At 67.4% G+C, this 17,442-nt stretch carries 18 protein-coding genes; 10 read left to right on the plus strand and 8 right to left on the minus strand.

Annotated elements, in window-relative coordinates:
* From A9X03_RS12510 to A9X03_RS12530, 5 genes are all read left to right on the plus strand, one after another.
* On the plus strand, positions 1-248 hold a 248-nt coding region (locus A9X03_RS12510; protein WP_255392547.1), incomplete at its 5' end, for an acyl-CoA dehydrogenase family protein.
* Positions 245-1,342: an acyl-CoA dehydrogenase family protein gene (locus A9X03_RS12515; protein ID WP_067760509.1), complete on the plus strand. Its 1,098-nt coding sequence runs from the start codon at positions 245-247 to the stop codon at positions 1,340-1,342. The genes A9X03_RS12510 and A9X03_RS12515, both read left to right, overlap by 4 nt.
* Positions 1,339-2,496 (plus strand): acyl-CoA dehydrogenase family protein, encoded by a 1,158-nt coding sequence (locus tag A9X03_RS12520; protein WP_197499217.1) that lies wholly within the window; start codon positions 1,339-1,341, stop codon positions 2,494-2,496. The genes A9X03_RS12515 and A9X03_RS12520 overlap by 4 nt, the downstream gene beginning before the upstream one ends.
* Positions 2,493-3,428 (plus strand): acyl-CoA dehydrogenase family protein, encoded by a 936-nt coding sequence (locus A9X03_RS12525; protein ID WP_067760507.1) that lies wholly within the window; start codon positions 2,493-2,495, stop codon positions 3,426-3,428. The genes A9X03_RS12520 and A9X03_RS12525 overlap by 4 nt, the downstream gene beginning before the upstream one ends.
* The gene (locus tag A9X03_RS12530; protein WP_067760505.1) at positions 3,425-4,927 is read left to right on the plus strand and encodes a class I adenylate-forming enzyme family protein; all 1,503 of its coding nucleotides are present in this window, start codon (positions 3,425-3,427) and stop codon (positions 4,925-4,927) included. The genes A9X03_RS12525 and A9X03_RS12530 overlap by 4 nt, the downstream gene beginning before the upstream one ends.
* Before the next feature lie 9 nt (positions 4,928-4,936).
* Here the strand turns inward: A9X03_RS12530 and A9X03_RS12535 are convergent, their stop codons facing one another.
* Positions 4,937-5,344, minus strand: a complete 408-nt coding sequence (locus A9X03_RS12535; protein ID WP_231968929.1) for a hypothetical protein — start codon at positions 5,342-5,344, stop codon at positions 4,937-4,939.
* Between the two features lie 117 nt (positions 5,345-5,461).
* Here A9X03_RS12535 and A9X03_RS12540 point away from each other — a divergent pair, with 117 nt between their 5' ends.
* From A9X03_RS12540 to A9X03_RS12550, 3 genes are all read left to right on the plus strand, one after another.
* Positions 5,462-5,824, plus strand: coding sequence for a hypothetical protein (locus A9X03_RS12540; protein ID WP_067760503.1), 363 nt, complete (start codon positions 5,462-5,464; stop codon positions 5,822-5,824).
* Positions 5,825-5,901: 77 nt separating this feature from the next.
* On the plus strand, positions 5,902-6,930 hold the full coding sequence (locus A9X03_RS12545; protein WP_067760501.1) for a hotdog fold thioesterase: 1,029 nt from the start codon (positions 5,902-5,904) through the stop codon (positions 6,928-6,930).
* Positions 6,931-7,054: 124 nt separating this feature from the next.
* Positions 7,055-8,260, plus strand: a complete 1,206-nt coding sequence (locus A9X03_RS12550; protein ID WP_067760499.1) for an amidohydrolase family protein — start codon at positions 7,055-7,057, stop codon at positions 8,258-8,260.
* A gap of 4 nt (positions 8,261-8,264) precedes the next feature.
* Here the strand turns inward: A9X03_RS12550 and A9X03_RS12555 are convergent, their stop codons facing one another.
* Positions 8,265-8,759, minus strand: a complete 495-nt coding sequence (locus A9X03_RS12555; RefSeq protein ID WP_068261294.1) for a DUF421 domain-containing protein — start codon at positions 8,757-8,759, stop codon at positions 8,265-8,267.
* A gap of 267 nt (positions 8,760-9,026) precedes the next feature.
* Here A9X03_RS12555 and A9X03_RS12560 point away from each other — a divergent pair, with 267 nt between their 5' ends.
* Positions 9,027-9,404: a hypothetical protein gene (locus A9X03_RS12560; RefSeq protein ID WP_068261297.1), complete on the plus strand. Its 378-nt coding sequence runs from the start codon at positions 9,027-9,029 to the stop codon at positions 9,402-9,404.
* On the opposite strand, the gene A9X03_RS12565 is transcribed toward A9X03_RS12560, so the two are convergent.
* Genes A9X03_RS12565 through A9X03_RS12575 form a run of 3 tightly spaced genes read right to left on the minus strand, consistent with a single transcriptional unit; the run spans position 9,367 to position 11,675 of the window.
* On the minus strand, positions 9,367-9,666 hold the full coding sequence (locus A9X03_RS12565) for a hypothetical protein (protein WP_068261300.1): 300 nt from the start codon (positions 9,664-9,666) through the stop codon (positions 9,367-9,369). The genes A9X03_RS12560 and A9X03_RS12565 overlap by 38 nt on opposite strands.
* Position 9,667: 1 nt before the next feature.
* Positions 9,668-11,161, minus strand: a complete 1,494-nt coding sequence (locus tag A9X03_RS12570; protein WP_067760494.1) for a molybdopterin-dependent oxidoreductase — start codon at positions 11,159-11,161, stop codon at positions 9,668-9,670.
* Positions 11,162-11,174: 13 nt separating this feature from the next.
* The gene (locus tag A9X03_RS12575) at positions 11,175-11,675 is read right to left on the minus strand and encodes an oxidoreductase (protein ID WP_068261303.1); all 501 of its coding nucleotides are present in this window, start codon (positions 11,673-11,675) and stop codon (positions 11,175-11,177) included.
* 221 nt (positions 11,676-11,896) lie between these two features.
* Here A9X03_RS12575 and A9X03_RS12580 point away from each other — a divergent pair, with 221 nt between their 5' ends.
* Positions 11,897-13,864 carry a SpoIIE family protein phosphatase gene (locus A9X03_RS12580; RefSeq protein WP_068261306.1) on the plus strand — a complete coding sequence of 656 codons (1,968 nt, stop codon included), beginning with the start codon at positions 11,897-11,899 and terminating at the stop codon, positions 13,862-13,864.
* Here the strand turns inward: A9X03_RS12580 and A9X03_RS12585 are convergent.
* The 3 genes from A9X03_RS12585 to A9X03_RS12595 form a co-directional block, all read right to left on the minus strand.
* A complete protein-coding gene (locus tag A9X03_RS12585) occupies positions 13,861-15,102 on the minus strand; it encodes an acyl-CoA dehydrogenase family protein (RefSeq protein ID WP_068261312.1) in 1,242 nt (413 codons plus the stop codon). The two genes, A9X03_RS12580 and A9X03_RS12585, sit on opposite strands and share 4 nt — an antisense overlap.
* On the minus strand, positions 15,099-16,241 hold the full coding sequence (locus A9X03_RS12590) for an acyl-CoA dehydrogenase family protein (RefSeq protein WP_067784014.1): 1,143 nt from the start codon (positions 16,239-16,241) through the stop codon (positions 15,099-15,101). Before A9X03_RS12590 ends, A9X03_RS12585 begins: the two co-directional genes overlap by 4 nt.
* A gap of 89 nt (positions 16,242-16,330) precedes the next feature.
* Positions 16,331-17,302 carry an alpha/beta hydrolase gene (locus tag A9X03_RS12595; protein ID WP_068261313.1) on the minus strand — a complete coding sequence of 324 codons (972 nt, stop codon included), beginning with the start codon at positions 17,300-17,302 and terminating at the stop codon, positions 16,331-16,333.
* Positions 17,303-17,442: the final 140 nt, after the last annotated feature.

Raw genomic sequence — 17,442 nt, forward strand, 5'->3', positions numbered from 1 at the left:
GGCTGGGCGACCCGACCACGGCGCCCGCGGAAGCGTGGACCACCGCGGCGCTCGCCAAGGCGGCGGCCGGCGATGCGGCGGCCACCTGCGCGAGAACCGCGGTGCAGGTGCACGGGGCGCTCGGGCAGACCTGGGAGCACGACGCCCACCTCTACGTCCGGCACGCATGGCAGGCCGCCGCGATGCTGGGCGACAGCCGCGCCCTGTACCACGAAGTGGGACGCCGTTTCGCGGGCGGCGCGGCATGACCGGGGTGGTCGAAGAATTCGGCGCCTGGCTGACGGACTTCCTGCCGAACGACTATTACGAAAACTACCGCGAGTACCGCTGGGATCTGCCGCTGCGGCGTGATTACCAGCGGGCGGCCTTCGAGGCCGGATGGATTCAGCCGACCTGGCCGAAAGAACACGGCGGTCGATCGCTGGGCCTGCGCGACGCGATGGAGGTTCGGCTCGAGGCGGCGATGCGCTCGGCGCCCAAGCTGCCGAACATCGCGGGTCCCAACGTGGCCGCGCCCGGCATCCGCCAGTTCGGCACCCCGGCGCAGATCGAGCGGTTGCTCGTCCCGCTGCTGCGCGGTGAGGAATGGTGGGCGCTGGGCATGTCCGAACCGGAGGCCGGGTCGGATTTCGCCGGTCTGCGCACACGCGCCGAACGCGATGGGGACAGCTTCCGGGTTAACGGCCACAAGATCTGGACCACCCAAGCCCATGAATCGCGGTGGTGCACACTGTATGCCCGCACCGACCCGGAAGCCCCGAAACACCGCGGGATTTCCTGCCTGATTCTCGATCTGCACTCGCCCGGGGTGCGGATCGAGCCCATCCGGATGGCGTCGATCTCCGACGAGACGTTCTGCGAGGTCTTCCTCGACGACGTCGAGGTGCCTGCGGACAACCTGCTGGGTCCATTGCACGGCGGGTGGAACGTCGCCCTGTCGTCGCTGCACCATGAACGCCAGATGATCTGGATCATGAACTGGGTCGAGATCAAGCGAGGGCTCGAGTCGGTGCGCAACGCGCAGCCGACCGCGGACATCTGCGCGGAACTCGGTTCCCTGCTCGCCGACGCCGAGGCGTTGCGGGCCACCGGGTACCGCGCCCTGGGCAACGAACTCGCCGGACGACCGAGCCCCGAGGCCGACTCCATGAAACTGCTCGGATCCGTTACCTTGCAGCGTGTTTGGGATCTCGCCGCGGCTGCGCAAGGAACGCAATCGCTGAGCGACCCGGATCTGCTCTTCGAACGCCAGGACGCGCTTGCCGCGACCATCTACGGCGGGACATCGGAGGTCCAGCGCAACATCATCGCCGAGCGGGTGCTCGGGCTGCCGAAGGGATGACAACGATGGATTACGACCTCGGCGACGACGCCGCACAACTGCGGAATCACCTGCGCGAGCTCGTGGCCAACCACATCCCCGCCGACTTCTTGGGCGCCTGCACCGAGAACCCCCGGGATCTGGCCACCACCGAGACCTTCTGCAAACTGCTGGCGGCCGAGGGACTGCTGGCGCTGGCCTGGCCGAAAGAGCATGGCGGCGGCGGGGGTTCGGTCTGGCAGCAGACGGTGCTGCGCGAGGAGATGTGGGCCCAGCACGAACCACGTGGTCCCCAGTACATGGGGGTCAACTGGGTCGGCCCGGCGTTGATGCGCTACGGCACGGCCGAACAGAAGGCCAGGCACCTGGCGGCCATCGCCGCGGGAGATGTGATCTGGTGCCAGGGCTTCTCCGAGCCCGAGGCCGGTACCGACCTCGCCTCGTTGCGCACCCGCGCCGTGCCGGACGGGGACGGTTGGCGCATCACCGGCCAGAAGGTGTGGACGTCCTATGCGCTGATGGCATCCTGGTGTGTGCTGGCGGCGTGCACCGATCCCGAGGCGCCAAAGCCCAAGCGGCTCACCCTCTTTCTGATTCCGATGGACCGCCCCGGCTTTACCGTCCGGCCGATCGGGTCGATGCTGGGACCACATCACCTCAACGAGATGTTCCTCGACGACGTGCAGGCGCTTCCCGGCGACGTCCTCGGCGAGGTCGGCGACGGCTGGCGGGTCATGCGCGAGGCGCTGGCATTCGAGCGCGTCGGCATCGCCCGCTACGCGCGCTGCGAATCATTGCTCGACCGGATGAGCACCCAGCTCGGGGACGACTGGTCCACGCTGCCCGAGTCGCTCCGCTCCCGCTGGGTCCGGGCGCTCGTCGATCTTCGGGTGGCCCGGTTGCTGGCTTACCGGGCGGTGTCGTTGCAGGACGACCCGGCGGCGGGCGCCGCGGCCAGTGCCGCCCGCATCGCCACCACGACGTGCGACCAGCAGGTCGCCGAGCTGCTCTTCGACGTGCTGGGCCCGATAGCGCTGGACAGTGGCAGCGGCGCCGCGCTGCACGGGGCAATCGAAGACCATTGGCGGTACGCACAGGCCGCCACCGTGGCGTCGGGCACCATCGAAGTGCAGAAGATGTTGGTGGCCCGCGACGTGTTGGGAGAGCACCGGTGAAAACTGATCTGCCACAAGACATCAGCGACTTCGCCGCGGTCGCGGCCAAGCGGTTCGCCCGGCTGGGCGGCCCGCAGGCGGCGTTGCGCGCCGAGACCGACGACACCATCCGGGACGCGGCGCGCGCGGCCCTCACCGAGGTCGGTGCGTTCGAGCTCGATGTGCGGTCGGCACCCGACGACCTGCTGGCCGCCGCCGTGCTGTGCCGGGCCGCCGGCGCGATGGTGTTGCCCTATCCCCTCGTCGAGGAGCTGCTCGCGATCGACGGCGCCCGCCTGGCCCTGGTCAACCCCGAGGCGCCGCGCATCGACCACGGCGACCTACCGGGCGACTGGATCGCCGCCGACCTGGACGGCAACCGCTACCCCCCGGAGCCGGCGTCGCGGACCAGCGCCAAACTCGGCCCGTTCCTGGTGCCCGCTTCCCTCGGCGCACCCGATGGAATCGTCCCCGCCGACGACATTAACCTTCATCTCGTGCTGGGATCATGGCGGATTCTGGGATCCGTTCAGCAGGCGCTGCACATCGTCACCGATCATGTGCGCGCCCGCGTGCAGTTCGGTAAGCCGCTGGCCGATTTCCAGGCGGTCAGGTTCGCCGTCGCGGAGGCCGCCGTCGCCGTGCGCGGGCTGCACGAGTTGGCCAAATACACCGTCTGCCGGCCGGAGTCGCTACCGCTGCCGGTCCGCTCGGCTGATGCACTCGTCCTGCGGCTCAAGGCATCCGACACCGCGCGTCAGGTGCTGCGCACCTCCCATCAGCTGCTCGGCGCCTTGGGTTTCTGCGATGAGTCCGACGTCAGCGTGCTCGACCGTCACACGCAACCGCTGATCCGTTTGCCGCTGGGCGCCGAGGCGCTCGCGTTGCGACTGATTCCCGGTGTCCCGGATGGCTCGTTGGAGACACTGTTCAGCGGGCCGGTATCGGCGTGAGCGCCACCGAACCGATCGCGGCCGAAGGGGCGGCCAACCCGTTAGCGGACGGAATCCCGTTCGGCGCCAAGCTTTCCGAGCTCGCCGAGGAGCGCGGCGACGACACGGGCGTAACCATCGTCGCCCTCGACGGCACCACGAAGTCGCTGACGTTCGGTGAGCTGGACGCGCGCGCCAACCAATGGGGCCGCGCGCTTTCCGCAAAAGGTGCCGGAACCGGTTCCCTTGTCGCCCTGGCGATCCCGAACTCGATACACCTGGTCCTGGCCACACTGGGCTGCTGGAAGATCGGCGCCGTTCCAGTTCCCATGCACTGGGACCTGCCCGAATGGGAGCGCGATCGGGTACGCGAGGTGATCGATCCCGCCGTCGTCGTCGACGAGGTGAGCCGCTGGCGCCTGGATGCCCAGGCCGGTGCCGAGTCCGCTGAGGCTCTGCCCGACGCCATCTCCCCCAACGCCAACGGCATCTGCAGCAGCGGGTCGACCGGCATACCGAAAGTCATCCTGAGCCTGGCGCCCTCGCTGTGGACCCCCCAACACGGCGAGCCCTTCCTGTCGAACTGGACGCCCGTCGCCCAGCCGCAGACCATCATGGTGCCCGCGCCGATGTACCACACCAACGGGTTCGCCACCTTCTTCTTCCTGCTGGCCGGCGACCATCTGGTGATACTCGAAAAGTTCGATGCTGCCCTGGCTTTGGATGTCATCGAACGCTTCCGGATCACCAATTTCACGGCCACGCCCACAATGCTGGCGCGCATAGCGGCCCGGCCCGACGTCCGGGAGCGCGACTTGTCCAGCATCGTGTTCATTCTGCAGGGCGCCGCTGTCATGCCGCCGTCGCTCATGCACACCTGGTTCGAACTGCTGAGCCCGCAGCAGATCGTGTCGGCGTACGGCATGACCGAGAACCTCGGGCTCACCGCATTGCGGGGCGACGAGTGGCTCGCCCACCCGGGTAGCGTCGGCCGCGGTTTCCGGGAAACCGAGATCCGGATTCTCGACGCCGGAACGAAACCGCTCGGGCCCGGCGAACACGGCGAGATCTACCTGCGCGCACCGATGAGCGCGGGGTCGCGCTATATCGGCGGCGCGGCGCCGCTACCGACCACCGAAGACGGCTTTCGCTCCGCCGGCGACATCGGCTACCTGGACGAGGACGGTTATCTCTACATCGTCGACCGCCGCGTCGACATGATCATCACCGGCGGTGCCAATGTCTTTCCGGCGGAAGTAGAGTCGGCTCTGGCGGGTCATCCCGACATCGCCGACGTCGTCGTCATCGGACTCACCGACCCGCAGTGGGGTCGCCGGGTGCACGCGGTGGTGCAGCCGGCCGACGGCGCGGTGCTCAGCGAAGAACAGGTGATCGAGTACGCGAAGAGCCGGCTCGCCCACTACAAGGCGCCCAAGACCGTGGAGTTCGTCGACGCGATTCCCCGCACCGCGGCGACCAAGGTGAATCGCTCGGCGATGATCGAGGCCCGTGGCGGCTGAAGGCCAAAGTCAGCCTACGGCGGCAATCCCTGCGTTGGATATGGTGAAGCCGCGACCCGAGCTCACAGTGCACGTCACGCCGTCCGTCTCCGACCGGCAGCTGAACGGCCCGGCTCCAGCCGTCTTCCCGTAGCCGAGGCTCGGCGTGCCTTCCGGCGGGTTGGCCAGACAGCTTTCGCCGGTGCAGCGGGACAGGACGCCGGCGGGGTCCATGGTCACCGACTGCGGCGGGGAGATGCTGAAGCAGAACGCCTCGTCGGGGATGCCGTGGCGCTGGTAGTCGATCTCGCAGCTGATGTTGCGCGACGGCGACAGGAAGGCCACGTAGTTGTCCTGGTCGGCGGCGGCCGGCGGGGCGAACGTCGGCGTGCATGCGGCCAGCACGGCCGCCGCGGCGGTCAGCGGTTTTGTCAACACGGTCACAACATTAGGGCCTGTCCGGGACGCCGACCGTGTCGACATTGTTGCGCCGTAATTGGGATCGGTAACCGGAACCGGAGGCAAGACTTTCGCCAATCAAGCGAAAGGAACGTCGTGGACACCATCCGCACCCTGAAGAAGCTCATCGCCGGCGCACTGCTTTCGGGTGGCCTGGCGGTCACCGCGACCGGGCTCGCCGCGGGCCCCGCCCAGGCCGACAATCCGGATTGGGGCCCTGCGCATCAATGGTGCCCGGGGCAACCCCTGCCGGCCACCGGCAACCACGTCACCGACCCTTTTCGGGGCTGGGACATGAACGTGTGCCACACCTACTACTACCTCTGGCCCGGGATGGGCAACGTCTCGAGCATGATCTGGGACGGGGACAACCCGCCGCCGAAGCCGCCACCACCGCCGGCCCTCATCAACAAAGACAACTGCCAGCAGATACTCGGAATCTTCTGCCCCAGGGCGTGAGCGCACATCGGCCGGGAGGCGCGGTAACCTCATTCTCATAGCGCGAGCAGCGCGCCGAGGAAGGGGACGAAGCGCTCATGGCCGACCTTGGCGACGACGGCGAAGTGACCCGCGGCGACCGCTTCATCAAGACGGCCGTCGAAATCTTGGGCGAAACCGGCCGCACCGACTTCACGGTGCAGGAGGTCGTCGGCCGGTCCAAGACGTCGCTGCGCGCCTTCTACCAGCATTTCAGCAGCAAGGACGAATTGCTGCTGGCACTGTTCGACCGGACCATCGCCCAATCGGTCCAGGCCTGGCGCGCCGAGACCGAGGGGCTGGACAGCACCGCGGCGCTCAAGCTGGTGATCGACCGCATCAGCCAGCAACCGGAATCAAGCACACAAGACAGCCTCAATCGCGCCTTGACCCTCTATAACCAGCACCTGGCCGAGACCCGCCCCCGCGATTACGCGCGGGTCCTCTCCCCTTTGCATCGCCTGATCCGCGACATCGTGGGGCAGGGCATCACCGAGGGCGTGTTCAACCCGGGACTGGACGTCGCGGCGTCGGCCGCCATCGTGATGCAGACGGTGATGGGCGCGCAGCGATTGCATTGGCTGGGTGCGGAATTGAACGGGACGCCGGTCGACGTCGGGCACCTCTACGAGTTCTGCAGTCGCGCCCTGGGCATCCGGGACAGCGAGGAGTCGAACCAGCTGTCGCTGTCCGAGCTGTTCGCCCAGATCGGCCTGCGGCCGGGAACCCGCGACGGTGAATTCGCGATGACGATGCCGGTCAGTCCCGCCGTCGTCAACACCTCGGGCGCGTTGCAGGGCGGCCTGATCGCGACGCTCGTCGACGTGGCAGGCGGGCAGTTCGGCCTCGAATACCTGACGCCGGGCACCACGATGACCACGGCGGACCTCTTCGTTCGCTACCTTCGCCCGATCCGGCAGGGCTTGGCGTTCGCGGTGCCCCGGATGCTGCGATCCGGCCGGCGGGCGATGGTGATGCAGGTCGACATCTACGGCGAGGCGGACGACGAGCTCCTCGCGACGGCGACCGTGAACTTCGCCGTCATCGACGGAAAAACACCGGAGATCCCCACCTGGCCGGGCACCTAGCCGGCGTCATCGGGCGTCACGCCGGCGACGACCGGGCCCAATGGGCGCTACACGCAAGGCCCTCATGAGTGGTAACGTCATTACCACCTACTGAGAACCCCAGATTTGCCCCGAGGAGATCGCCATGCCGTCTCGCGAACTTTCCTTCCCCGTGTTCGACGCCGACAACCACATGTACGAGCCGCAGGAGGCCCTGACCAAGTTCCTGCCGGAGAACCGCAAACGCGTCATCGACTACGTCCAGGTGCGTGGCCGCACCAAGATCGTGGTTCGCGGCCACATCAGCGAGTACATCCCCAACCCGACGTTCGAGGTCGTCGCCAAGCCGGGCGCCCAGGAGGATTACTTCCGCAACGGCGCGCAGGGCAAGAGCTATCGCGAGATCCTCGGCGAGCCGATGAAGGCCATCCCCGCCTTCCGCGAGCCCGGCGCGCGGCTGGAGGTCATGGACGAGCTGGGCATCGACTACGCCCTGATGTTCCCGACGCTGGCCAGCCTCGTCGAGGAGCGCATGAAGGACGACCCCGAGATGACCCACGACGTCATCCACGCGCTGAACCAATGGATGTACGAGCAGTGGTCGTTCAACTACCAGGACCGCATCTTCGCCACCCCGGTGATCACGCTGCCGATCGTCGAGCGCGCGCTCGAAGAACTCGAATGGTGCCTCGAGCGCGGCGCCCGTACCGTCCTGGTGCGCCCGGCGCCCGTGCCCGGCTACAAGGGCAGCCGGTCGTTCGGGCTCGAGGAGTTCGACCCGTTCTGGCAGGCCTGCATCAAGGCCGAGATCCCCGTCTCGATGCACGCCTCGGACAGCGGCTATTCGGAGTTCGCGAACGTGTGGGAGCCCGGCGACGAGTTCCTGCCGTTCAAGCCGACCCCGTTCCGCAGCCTCGTGATGGGTCACCGGCCGATCATCGACGCCATGGGTGCGCTGGTGTGTCACGGCGCGCTGTCCCGCAACCCCGAGCTGCGGATCCTGTCGATCGAGAACGGCGCCGACTGGGTGCCGGACCTGTTCAAGGGCCTCAAGGGCGTCTACAAGAAGATGCCGCAGTCGTTCAGCGAGAACCCGATCGAGGCGTTCAAGCGTTGCGTCTACATCACCCCGTTCTGGGAGGACCGGTTCACCGAGATCGTCAAGATGGTGGGCACCGACCGGGTGTTGTTCGGCTCCGACTGGCCGCACCCCGAAGGCCTGAAGGACCCCATCTCCTTCGTCGACGAGCTGACCGACTTCGACGAGGCGGACATCGCCAAGATCATGGGTGGCAACCTGATGAAGCTGATGAAGGTCTCCGCACCGGCGAAGAAGCCCGTCTCGGCCTGATCGGTCACTCGGCGGAATCGCCGTCGGCGATGACGGAAACCACACCCTTGGTTTCGAATAAGGCGAGGCGGACGTGGGCGGGCGTTCGGTGACCGTGTTGGCGCAGTATCGCGTCCAGGTCTCCCCGAGTTAGCCTGCAGCGCTTGAGGTTCTTTTCGTCCACTTCGCCGTCGCTGATCAGCACCCGAACCGGTGGATCCACGAGGCGGCGCACCCAGGGCTTGAAGCGCAGCCGCGCAACGAGGTCGTGGGCGCCGATCAGGGTGAGCAGGGCGGCGACCCCGGTAAGCCACGAAGTGTCGGCCGCCGTCGCGGTGCGCCCGACGATGGCGCCGACGGCGACTGCGGTGACCCAATCGAACGGCGTGAACTCAGCGATCGTGCGCCGCAGCATGAGCCGGAAAGCGGCTGCGGCGGTGACGAATAACGCGAGCGCCTTGAGTGCCGCGCAGGCCGCTGGCCGCCACCCGCTGTAGAACTGCAGCAGTAGGTCACTCATCGCCGCCGCCTGCTCGCACTGCAATTACGAGACGCGGCCGCGCCGGGCGAGGACCAGGGCGCGTTGACGATCGACACCGAGGCCCTTAGCCCAAAGTTCGATGATCCCGCCGGGCTCACTCATGGCAGTCCTCCTTGCGCGCATGGTCGTTGCGGTCCGGGGACCGCCCCGCGACCGGCAGTACCCGCGGACGCCGCGTGTAAACGACTGTCGCTGGGTATTCGCCAGACTGGCGCACGTTCGGCGGCCGCGACGATGGGAGGACAGATGAGTGTGGCATCGGAAGGCCGGGCGCCGGTGACCATCGACGCCGATGTCGAACTACTCGCCGCCCAGATTCAGGCACTCGAAGCGCTGGGACGAAAGGATCTGGTCGAGGACGGCGAGGTCTACGACTTCAGCGTCCGGTGGGGCGCTGTGCTGGCGGGCCGGCTGCCCCGACTGGTCCACTACAGCTCCCTCGGTCTGCTCGATGATGCGGACCGGCACCGATTCGAGTCGCTGTGCGCTGACCTCCGCAGGGTCTCCGAAAGTGCCGAGCGGTTGGGACTTCCGCGCCCCGTCCTATCGGACGACAGGGCCGCGACGACGAAGACGCATCGTCGTCTCAGGATGCGGTCGCGTTCCCCGATGCGCCGTAGCTGAGAAACTCCTTGTCCGGCAACACGATCCCGGTGCGCGGTTTGGCACACTCCGGATTGCGACATGTCAGCGCCACCATGTAGGCATCCTCGTCCTCGTTCAAGAACAGGAATCCGAGGTATAGCGCGCGGCCGACGTCGAAGGCGGTGCCACCGCACCGCTCGCAGTGGCCACCCTTGGCGTCGATGCATTCCAGCACGCGATGCCGCGCAGCCGAATTCAGCTCGATGAGCTCCGGCCGCACCGTCGGGTCGTGGTCGGTCACCTCAGATCTCCACGTCCTTGTCGTAGTGCACGTGGTCCTCGCGCCAGCCACCCAGGCCGTGACCGATGCCGGAATAGTCGTTGATGAACTCGATCCCGTTGATCCACTTGACCATCTTGAATCCCACCTGTGTCTCCACCCGCAACCGCAGAGGGGCGCCGTGCTTGATGGGCAACGGCCGGCCGTTCATCTCGTATGCCAGCAGTGTCTGCGGCTTGTAGGCCAATTCGAGGTCCATCACCTCGTAGAACTGGCCCCCGGGAGTCTCTGCCGCCGGTTCGTCACGCCCGGTGTCCTGCATGCTGAGAAAGCAGATGTATTTGGCCTGCGGCAACGGCTTAACGAGATCCGCCAGTGCAGCCAGCGAGATCCCGCTCCACTCGCCGATACTGGTCCAACCCTGCACACAGTTGTGCATCGTCCGCTGCGTCTGCCGCTCGGCGAGCGCCCGCAGCGCGGCCAGGTCGAGGGTCACCGGATTCTCCACGAGGCCGCCGACCGCTAGCCGCCAATCGACGAAATTGTGGACCGCCATCACCTTGTATTCGGTACTGGCGGGCGGCTTTCCGTTCACTCGGTGATCTTCGGTCAGCTTGCGGGCCGGGTAGTCCTGCCGCGAATTCAGCGGGCGCAGCAGGAGCAGCCGAACCCGGGTGACCACGCCGCCGAGGACGCTTTGCACTTGGGTGGGATTGCGGAGGCTCCACTTCGTGGCCGCGATGTGGACGGCGATGATCGCTCCGATGATGACGAACGACAGCGCGGTGGCCCAGTACACGTTGCGCACGGATCCGAAGATCATCGACGCCGTCAGTTGACCCCAGCCCCAAAAGAAGATCATCGAGAGATGGATGACGATGAAGACGACGAAGGCCAGCAATCCCAGGAAATGCAGGCTCCGCGCCCACTGCCGGCCGCCCCACATCCGCACGTACCACGGAAAGCGCGCCTCGATCGCCGGTGACTGCGCCGCCCCGGTCAGGATTTGGAATGGCGCCAGGAGGAAAACGACGCCGGCATAGGTCAGCTTCTGAATGGCGTCCAACGGCTCGCCGGGCAACAGCGGCGGCAGGTTGAAGGACAGGTAGGTGACGATGTCGTCGACGGCTTCGGGAAAGATCGACCATGAATAGGGCCAGTACCGGTGCCATTGACCGGTCGCGAAAAGCAGGACGTAGTACGACAGTCCGAGCAGAATCCAGCCGATCACCGAGAAGAAGTGCCAATGGCGTCCCATGCCCAATTTGTTGTGACCGGGAAGCGCGACCAGTGAGCTGTAGGACTCTTCTTCGTCGAGGGTGTCGTATAGCCGGTGCCGCGGCATGACTTTGCGGGTGAAACGCGCCCATTCGCTGCCCGGTTTGCTGTCGTCGTGCCAATACAACTTGGGGTGGGTGCTGAGGATCTCGATGCCGCTGCGGATGATCAGCGTGACGAACAAGACGTTGAGCCAATGGTCGACCCGCAGCCACACCGGATAGTCGAGCGTCGTCATGCCTGAGCTCCAGTCAGTCGTACCACTGTTGCCGTTGCGGGTAGGCCACGTTGACTCCCGAGAGCACGGTCGCGTGCACCGCAACGAAGGCTGCGGCGAGCGCGAAAGCGAATGTGCCCGGGGTGAAGTCCCATCGGCCCGTCACCGCGTCCAGCCCGCCGAGGGTGACCCATCGGCTGATCAGGTAGACGGCGAGAAAGGCCAGGCAGAGCAGACTCCCGAGGTACCAGCCCGCCGCAGGCACACGCGGTTTGAGGGCGAACACCATCGCCGTCATCGCCGACAGGCAACCGATCACCACCAGGCCCGCGTAGACGGCGAAGTACCAGGGCGCCGGCGAAAGCGTGGCGAAGACGTAGGCATGCAGGGCCACCAGGCCGCCCAGCAGGGCAGCGCCCAGCGCGGTCACCGTCCGCGGCAGGTTGAAGGCGACCCAACCATTGAAGGTGAGCACCGATGAGGACCAGATGCTTCGCCAGAGCGAGATCAACCGCCCTGGGCCGACATTGACCATGGGCGCGTGATACCCGCGCCGAGTAAATACAAACAAACCTGGTTTAAATTACTCGACCCGCGCCGGGACACCGAAGAGCCGCACGCCACGCTAGGAAAACCGTTGCACCGGGCACGGGGCCGCCATTGCTAGTCTTGATGTCTGTGCCTGGCCAGTGCTCAGCGCTTTTGGGCCAGCTTGCGGGACTCGGTCCGAGGAAGGGTCCGTAGGAGGGACGGCCGATGGCGGCCCAGACAAACTGGGACAAGACCGTGGGTGCGGCCGACGACGTGCGCCGCATTTTCGAGAATGTCCCCGCGCTGTTGGTCGGCCTGGAGGGGCCCGACCACCGATTCGTCGCGGTCAACGCCGCCTACCGGGCCCTGAGTCCCCCGGTCGACAGCATCGGGCTCCTGGTGCGCGAGGTCTATCCGGAGCTGGAGAGTCAGCAAATCCTGCAGATGTTCGACCGGGTGTATCAAACGGGCGAACCCCAGTCGGGAACCGAGTGGCGCGTGCAGGCGGACTTCGAGGGCTCCGGGACGGCGCAGGAACACTTCTTCGACTTCATCGTCACCGCGCGGCGCGCCGACGACGGCTCGATCGAGGGGGTGCAACTCGCCTTCGTCGACGTCACCGACCGGGTGCAGGCGCGACTGGCCGCCGAGTCCCGCATGGCGGAGTTGTCCGAGCGGTACCGCAACGTCCGCGACTCGGCCACCGTCATGCAGCAGGCGCTGCTGGCCCCGTCGGTGCCCGTCGTTCCCGGCGCGGACGTGGCCGCCGAGTACCTGGTCGCCGCGCAGGACACCGCCGCCGGCGGCGACTGGTTCGATGCGATCCCCCTTGGGGATCGACTGGTTCTCATCGTCGGCGACGTCGTCGGCCATGGCGTCGAGGCGGCCGCGGTCATGTCGCAGTTGCGCACCGCGCTGCGGATGCAGCTCCTGGCGGGGTATCCGGTCGCCGAGGCGCTGGCGGCCGTCGACCGCTTCCACGAGCATGTGCCCGGGTCCAGGTCGGCCACCGTGTGCGTGGGGTCGCTCGACTTCGGCACCGGCGAATTCCAGTACTGCACCGCCGGGCACCCTCCGCCATTGCTGGTCAAGGCGGAGGCCGACGCGCGCTACCTCGAGCCGTCCGGCGGCGGCCCGCTCGGCAGCGACACGGGTTTCCCGGTGCGCACGGAGTTCCTCGACGTGGGCGACGCGGTCATGCTCTACACCGATGGCCTGATCGAACGCCCCGGCCGGCCGCTGATGGCCAGCACCGCCGAATTCGCCGACCTGGCCGCGAACATCGCCGGCGGTCAGGGCGGGTTCGTCATCGAGTCGTCGGCGCGGCCCATCGACCGGATATGTTCGGAGACTTTGGAACTGCTGTTGCGGTCGACCGGGTACAACGACGACATCACGCTACTTGCGGCGCAACGGCGCATGCCCCCGCCGCCTCTGCAGATGACGCTGGACGCCACGATCCACGCCGCACGCACCGTGCGCTCCCGGCTGCGTCAGTGGCTGTCCGACGTAGGCGCCGCGGCCGAGGACATTTCGGACATCGTGCACGCGATTTCGGAGTTCGTCGAGAATGCGGTCGAACACGGTTATGCGACAGAGGTTCCCGACGGAGTCGTCGTGGAAGCGTCGCTGGCGGGGGACGGCAGCCTGCACGCGTCGGTCATCGACCATGGACAGTGGAAGGATCACCGGGAAGGCGAGCAAGGCCGCGGCCGCGGCCTTGCCATGGCCGAGGCCCTGGTGTCCCACGCGCACGTCAGTCACGGGCCCGGCGGCACCACCGCCAGCTTGACGCACCGCCTGTCGCGACCGGCCAATTTCGTCACCGACACGCTTGTCAGCCGGGGAGATCGGCCGAAGTCGGTCGACTCCGAGTTCGTCTCCTTGGTCACCGAACCGGGCCGCATCGCGGTCAGCGGCGACGTGGACTCCACCACGGCATCCACGCTGGATCGACAGATCGCGGTCGAAAGCCGTTCCGGCGTAGCGCCGTTGACGATCGATCTCAGCGCCGTGACCCACCTCGGGTCGGCCGGTGTCAGCGCGCTGGCCGCCGCCCGCGACCGCGCGCAGCGGCAGGGCAGCGAGTACGTTCTGGTGGCCCCGCCGGGAAGCCCCGCGCACCATGTCTTGTCGCTGGTGCAGCTCCCCGTCGCCGGAGGGCTCGCCGAGAATCTCGTCGCGGAGGGCTAGGTGCGGTCGGACCGCTGGCCGTGCCGCACCTGCTTGAACGGCACACCGCGGTCGGCAGCGAACTCCCGCGGGAACCCCAGCACCCGCTCGCCGATGACGTTGCGGGCCATCTCCGTGGTGCCACCGCCCATCGCCACGGTCTGGCGGGACAGGTAGCGCAGCCCGGTTTCCAGGCCTTCGCCGGGTTCCCCGACAACGCCGGCGCTGCCGGCGATCGCCATGGCGGTGTCGACGTTCACGAACACCGTCTCGGCGTGGAACAGCCTGATGAGTGTGCCGCCGGCCGGCGGCAGGGTGCCGTCCCGGACGCTGCGGTACACGTGGCCGATCAGCTGCTCGGCCACCGCGCGCTGCACCAGCGCGCGGCCGGCCAACTGCTCGACGCGTTCGTTACCGGCCTGGCCCGTCTTTTCGATCAGGCTCACGTAGTCGACGGGAATCGTGTGGCCGCCCTCGCTGCCGCTGCCGCTGGCGAACTCGGACCCCTGCCCCACCGCCCGGCGCTCGTGGTACAGCTGCCTCGACGCCACGGCCCAGCCGCCGTCGACCTCGCCGACGACGGCGTCGTCGCCGACGTCCACCCCGTCGAGGAACTCCTCGCAGAATTCGGTGGAACCGCTCAGCATCGTGATGCGGCGCAAGGTGATTCCCGGGTGCGCGATGGGCACCAGGAACATGGTCAAGCCCTCGTGCTTGGGGACGTCCCAATTGGTGCGGGCCAGACACAGCCCGTAGTCGGCGGCGAACGCGCTGGTGCTCCACGTCTTGGCGCCGTTGAGTATCCAGCGGTCGCCCTGACTTTCGGCCCGGGTGATGACGCCGGCCAGGTCGGACCCGCCGCTGGGCTCGGACAGCAACTGAACCAGCACTTCGTCACCGCGCAGCGCCGCGGCGATGTGGCGCTTCTTTTGCTCCTCGCTGCCGGTGTCGAGCAGTGTGGCACAGCAGATGGTGAACGTGGGGGTGTTGAGGATCAGCGGCATTTCGTAGGTGAGGGATTCGGCGTCGAAGGCCTTCTGATACTCGTAGTCGAGTCCGAGTCCACCGTACTCGCGGGGAAAGCAGATCCCCGCGAATCCTCCTTCGTACAAGCGCTTTTGGAGTTCCCGAGCCCGAAGCCAGGATCGCTCGTCGTCGCGCGGGGCCGGCGGGGGTGACTCGGGATCGATGGGGGGCATATTGTCCGCCAGCCATGCCCTGGCCCGGGCCGCGAAGTCGGCAACGGATTCGGTCGTCATGGGTCCGAACGCCCCGCCTTCTCGTGCTCGTACACCCGCAGGTTGTGTTCCTCGGGCGTCCCGAACATGGAGCGGTACAACGTGACCCGACGCAAGTAGAGGTGCAGGTCGTGTTCCCAGGTGACGCCGATGCCGCCGTGCATCTGCACGCAGGCCTGAACGATCTGGCCGGCCATCTCACCCACGTAGGACTTGGCGATGCTGGCAGACAGCCCCGCCTCTGGCGAGTTCGCCGCGACGTCGGCGACCGCCGCGGCCGTAGTCGCGCGGCAGGCTTCGAGCCACAGCTTCATGTCGGCGAACTTGTGCTTGAGGGCTTGATAGGACGCCAACGGGCGCCCGAAGGTGTGCCGATCCAGCGCCCACTGCACGGTCAGGTCGAACACTGTCTGCAGGATCCCGACCACCTCGGCGCACTGCAGGACCTGGGCGATTTGGCCCTGCCGGTCGACGAGCGCGGCCGTCTCGGCGGCGGTGCCCACGGCCGCGGATCGCTCCACCACCACGCCGTCGAACCGCACCCTGGCGTATTGCTTGACCATGTCCACTGACTGCTGCGGGACCACCGTGACGCCGGGCGCATCGGTCGGGACCAGGAACTGGCGCACCTCGTCACCGCAACGCGCCACCACCAGCAGCACCGCGCTCTGCGCGCCCGCCTCGACCCGGTCCTTGGTGCCGTCAATCCGGTAGCCGGAATCGGTGGGGGTGGCCGTCACCGAGGGGTCCAGCGGCGCCCATCCGCGGCCGGGCTCCGAAACCGCCCACGACGCCACGGTTTCGCCGGACATCAACGCATCGATGGTCGCGAGGTGGGGCTGCCGGTCCGCGCACCCGACGAGCGCGGCCAGCACGGCGCTAACCGGATACAAGGGTCCCGGCGCCACCGTCTTCCCGAGCTGTTCGGCGACCAGCGCCAGATCCGCCAAACCGCTCTCCGTAATGCTGCCGCCGCCCAATTCCTCGGGCACCAGCAGGCTGGTCCAGCCGAGCTCCGCGGCGCGCAGCCACCAAGCCGGATCGAAGGACTCCCCCGCGGCCTGCAACTCGCGCACGCGGCGCAGCGGCGCTTCCTTTTCCAGGAAGGCTTGGGTCGTCGAGGTGAACAGCGTCTTTTCGGGAGAGTCGAGTGTCGTCATGCTGCCTCTCGTGGAGGATTCGCCGGCGTTTCGATGTTAGCAACGGGCGCTACGGTAAGAGCTACCGGAGTCCCCTCGATAGTGCACCGCTACATGGCGAACACACGGCGCAGCGAGCGGGCGTGCAGGGCCCGGTTCTCCTGCGAAACAACCCAATCGGGAACCATCGAGTCGAACCCATTGAATGCCGCTGCGATCACGTGCAATTCCGTGTGCACGTAGGCATGCAACAGCCTGTTCGCGTAATCGATGGCCTCGTCGCGGCACGGATCGATCTCCGCACAGCTGATGAAGGTGGGCGGTAGGCCCTCGAGGTTCGCCCGGTGCGCGGGCACGTGCTGACCGTTGGCGCTGGCGTGCCCAAGGTAGTGCCCCCATGCCCGGCTCACCGCAGGCCCGTTGAGACCCGGGGTGCGCTGAAACTCACGCCGCGACTGGGTGGCGTCGGAGTCGAGCATCGGCTGGTGCAGGATCTGCACCAGGATCTGGGGGCCTTCGTCATCGAACATGCGCTGGCTCAGGCCCGCGACCAGGGCCGCGCCCGCGTCGCGGCCCATCACCGCGATGCGGTTGACGTCCACGTTCAGGTCCGCGCAATTCCGGATGGCGTAGTAGAAGCCGGCCTCGACGTCGTCCAACGCCGCCGGGCAGGGGTGCTCCGGGGCGAGCCGGTAGTCGACCGAAATCAACAGGCAACCGCCTGCCCTGGCCAACTCCACGCACTGCGCGTGATCGGTGTCCAGATTTCCGGTCACGAAGGCTCCGCCGTGGGCGTACAGGACGAGCGGCGAGCCTGACTCGGCCCGATCCAGGTTGGGCCCCCGGTAGAGACGAAGATTCAGCTGGTGGCCGCCCGGGCCGGCGATGGTGCGGGTCTCGATGGCGACATCGGCGGTGTCGACGTCCGCGGCGCGCTCGGCGGCGAGTCGGCCGGCGTGTTCGCGTTCGGCGGGCAGCGTCTCGGCGCGGAATTCGACGACGCCCAGTGCGGTGGCGGCCTCCCGGAGCACGGGGTCGATCCGGGTAAGGCCCTGCGGGCGCGTCAGATTCGTTTGTGTCATACCCTCTCAGCTTCCGGGCTCACCATGCGGGCTCGTCGGATCCCGGCGCGGGACGTGCCGGAAACCCTCTTCAAGGTAGACCTGTGATCAGGTGTGGTGAAAGACGAGGCGCTTGTCGCCGGAGCCCCGGCCATGGGCCC

It is taken from the genome of Mycobacterium sp. E1715, from assembly GCF_001667625.1.
GTDB lineage: Bacteria > Actinomycetota > Actinomycetes > Mycobacteriales > Mycobacteriaceae > Mycobacterium.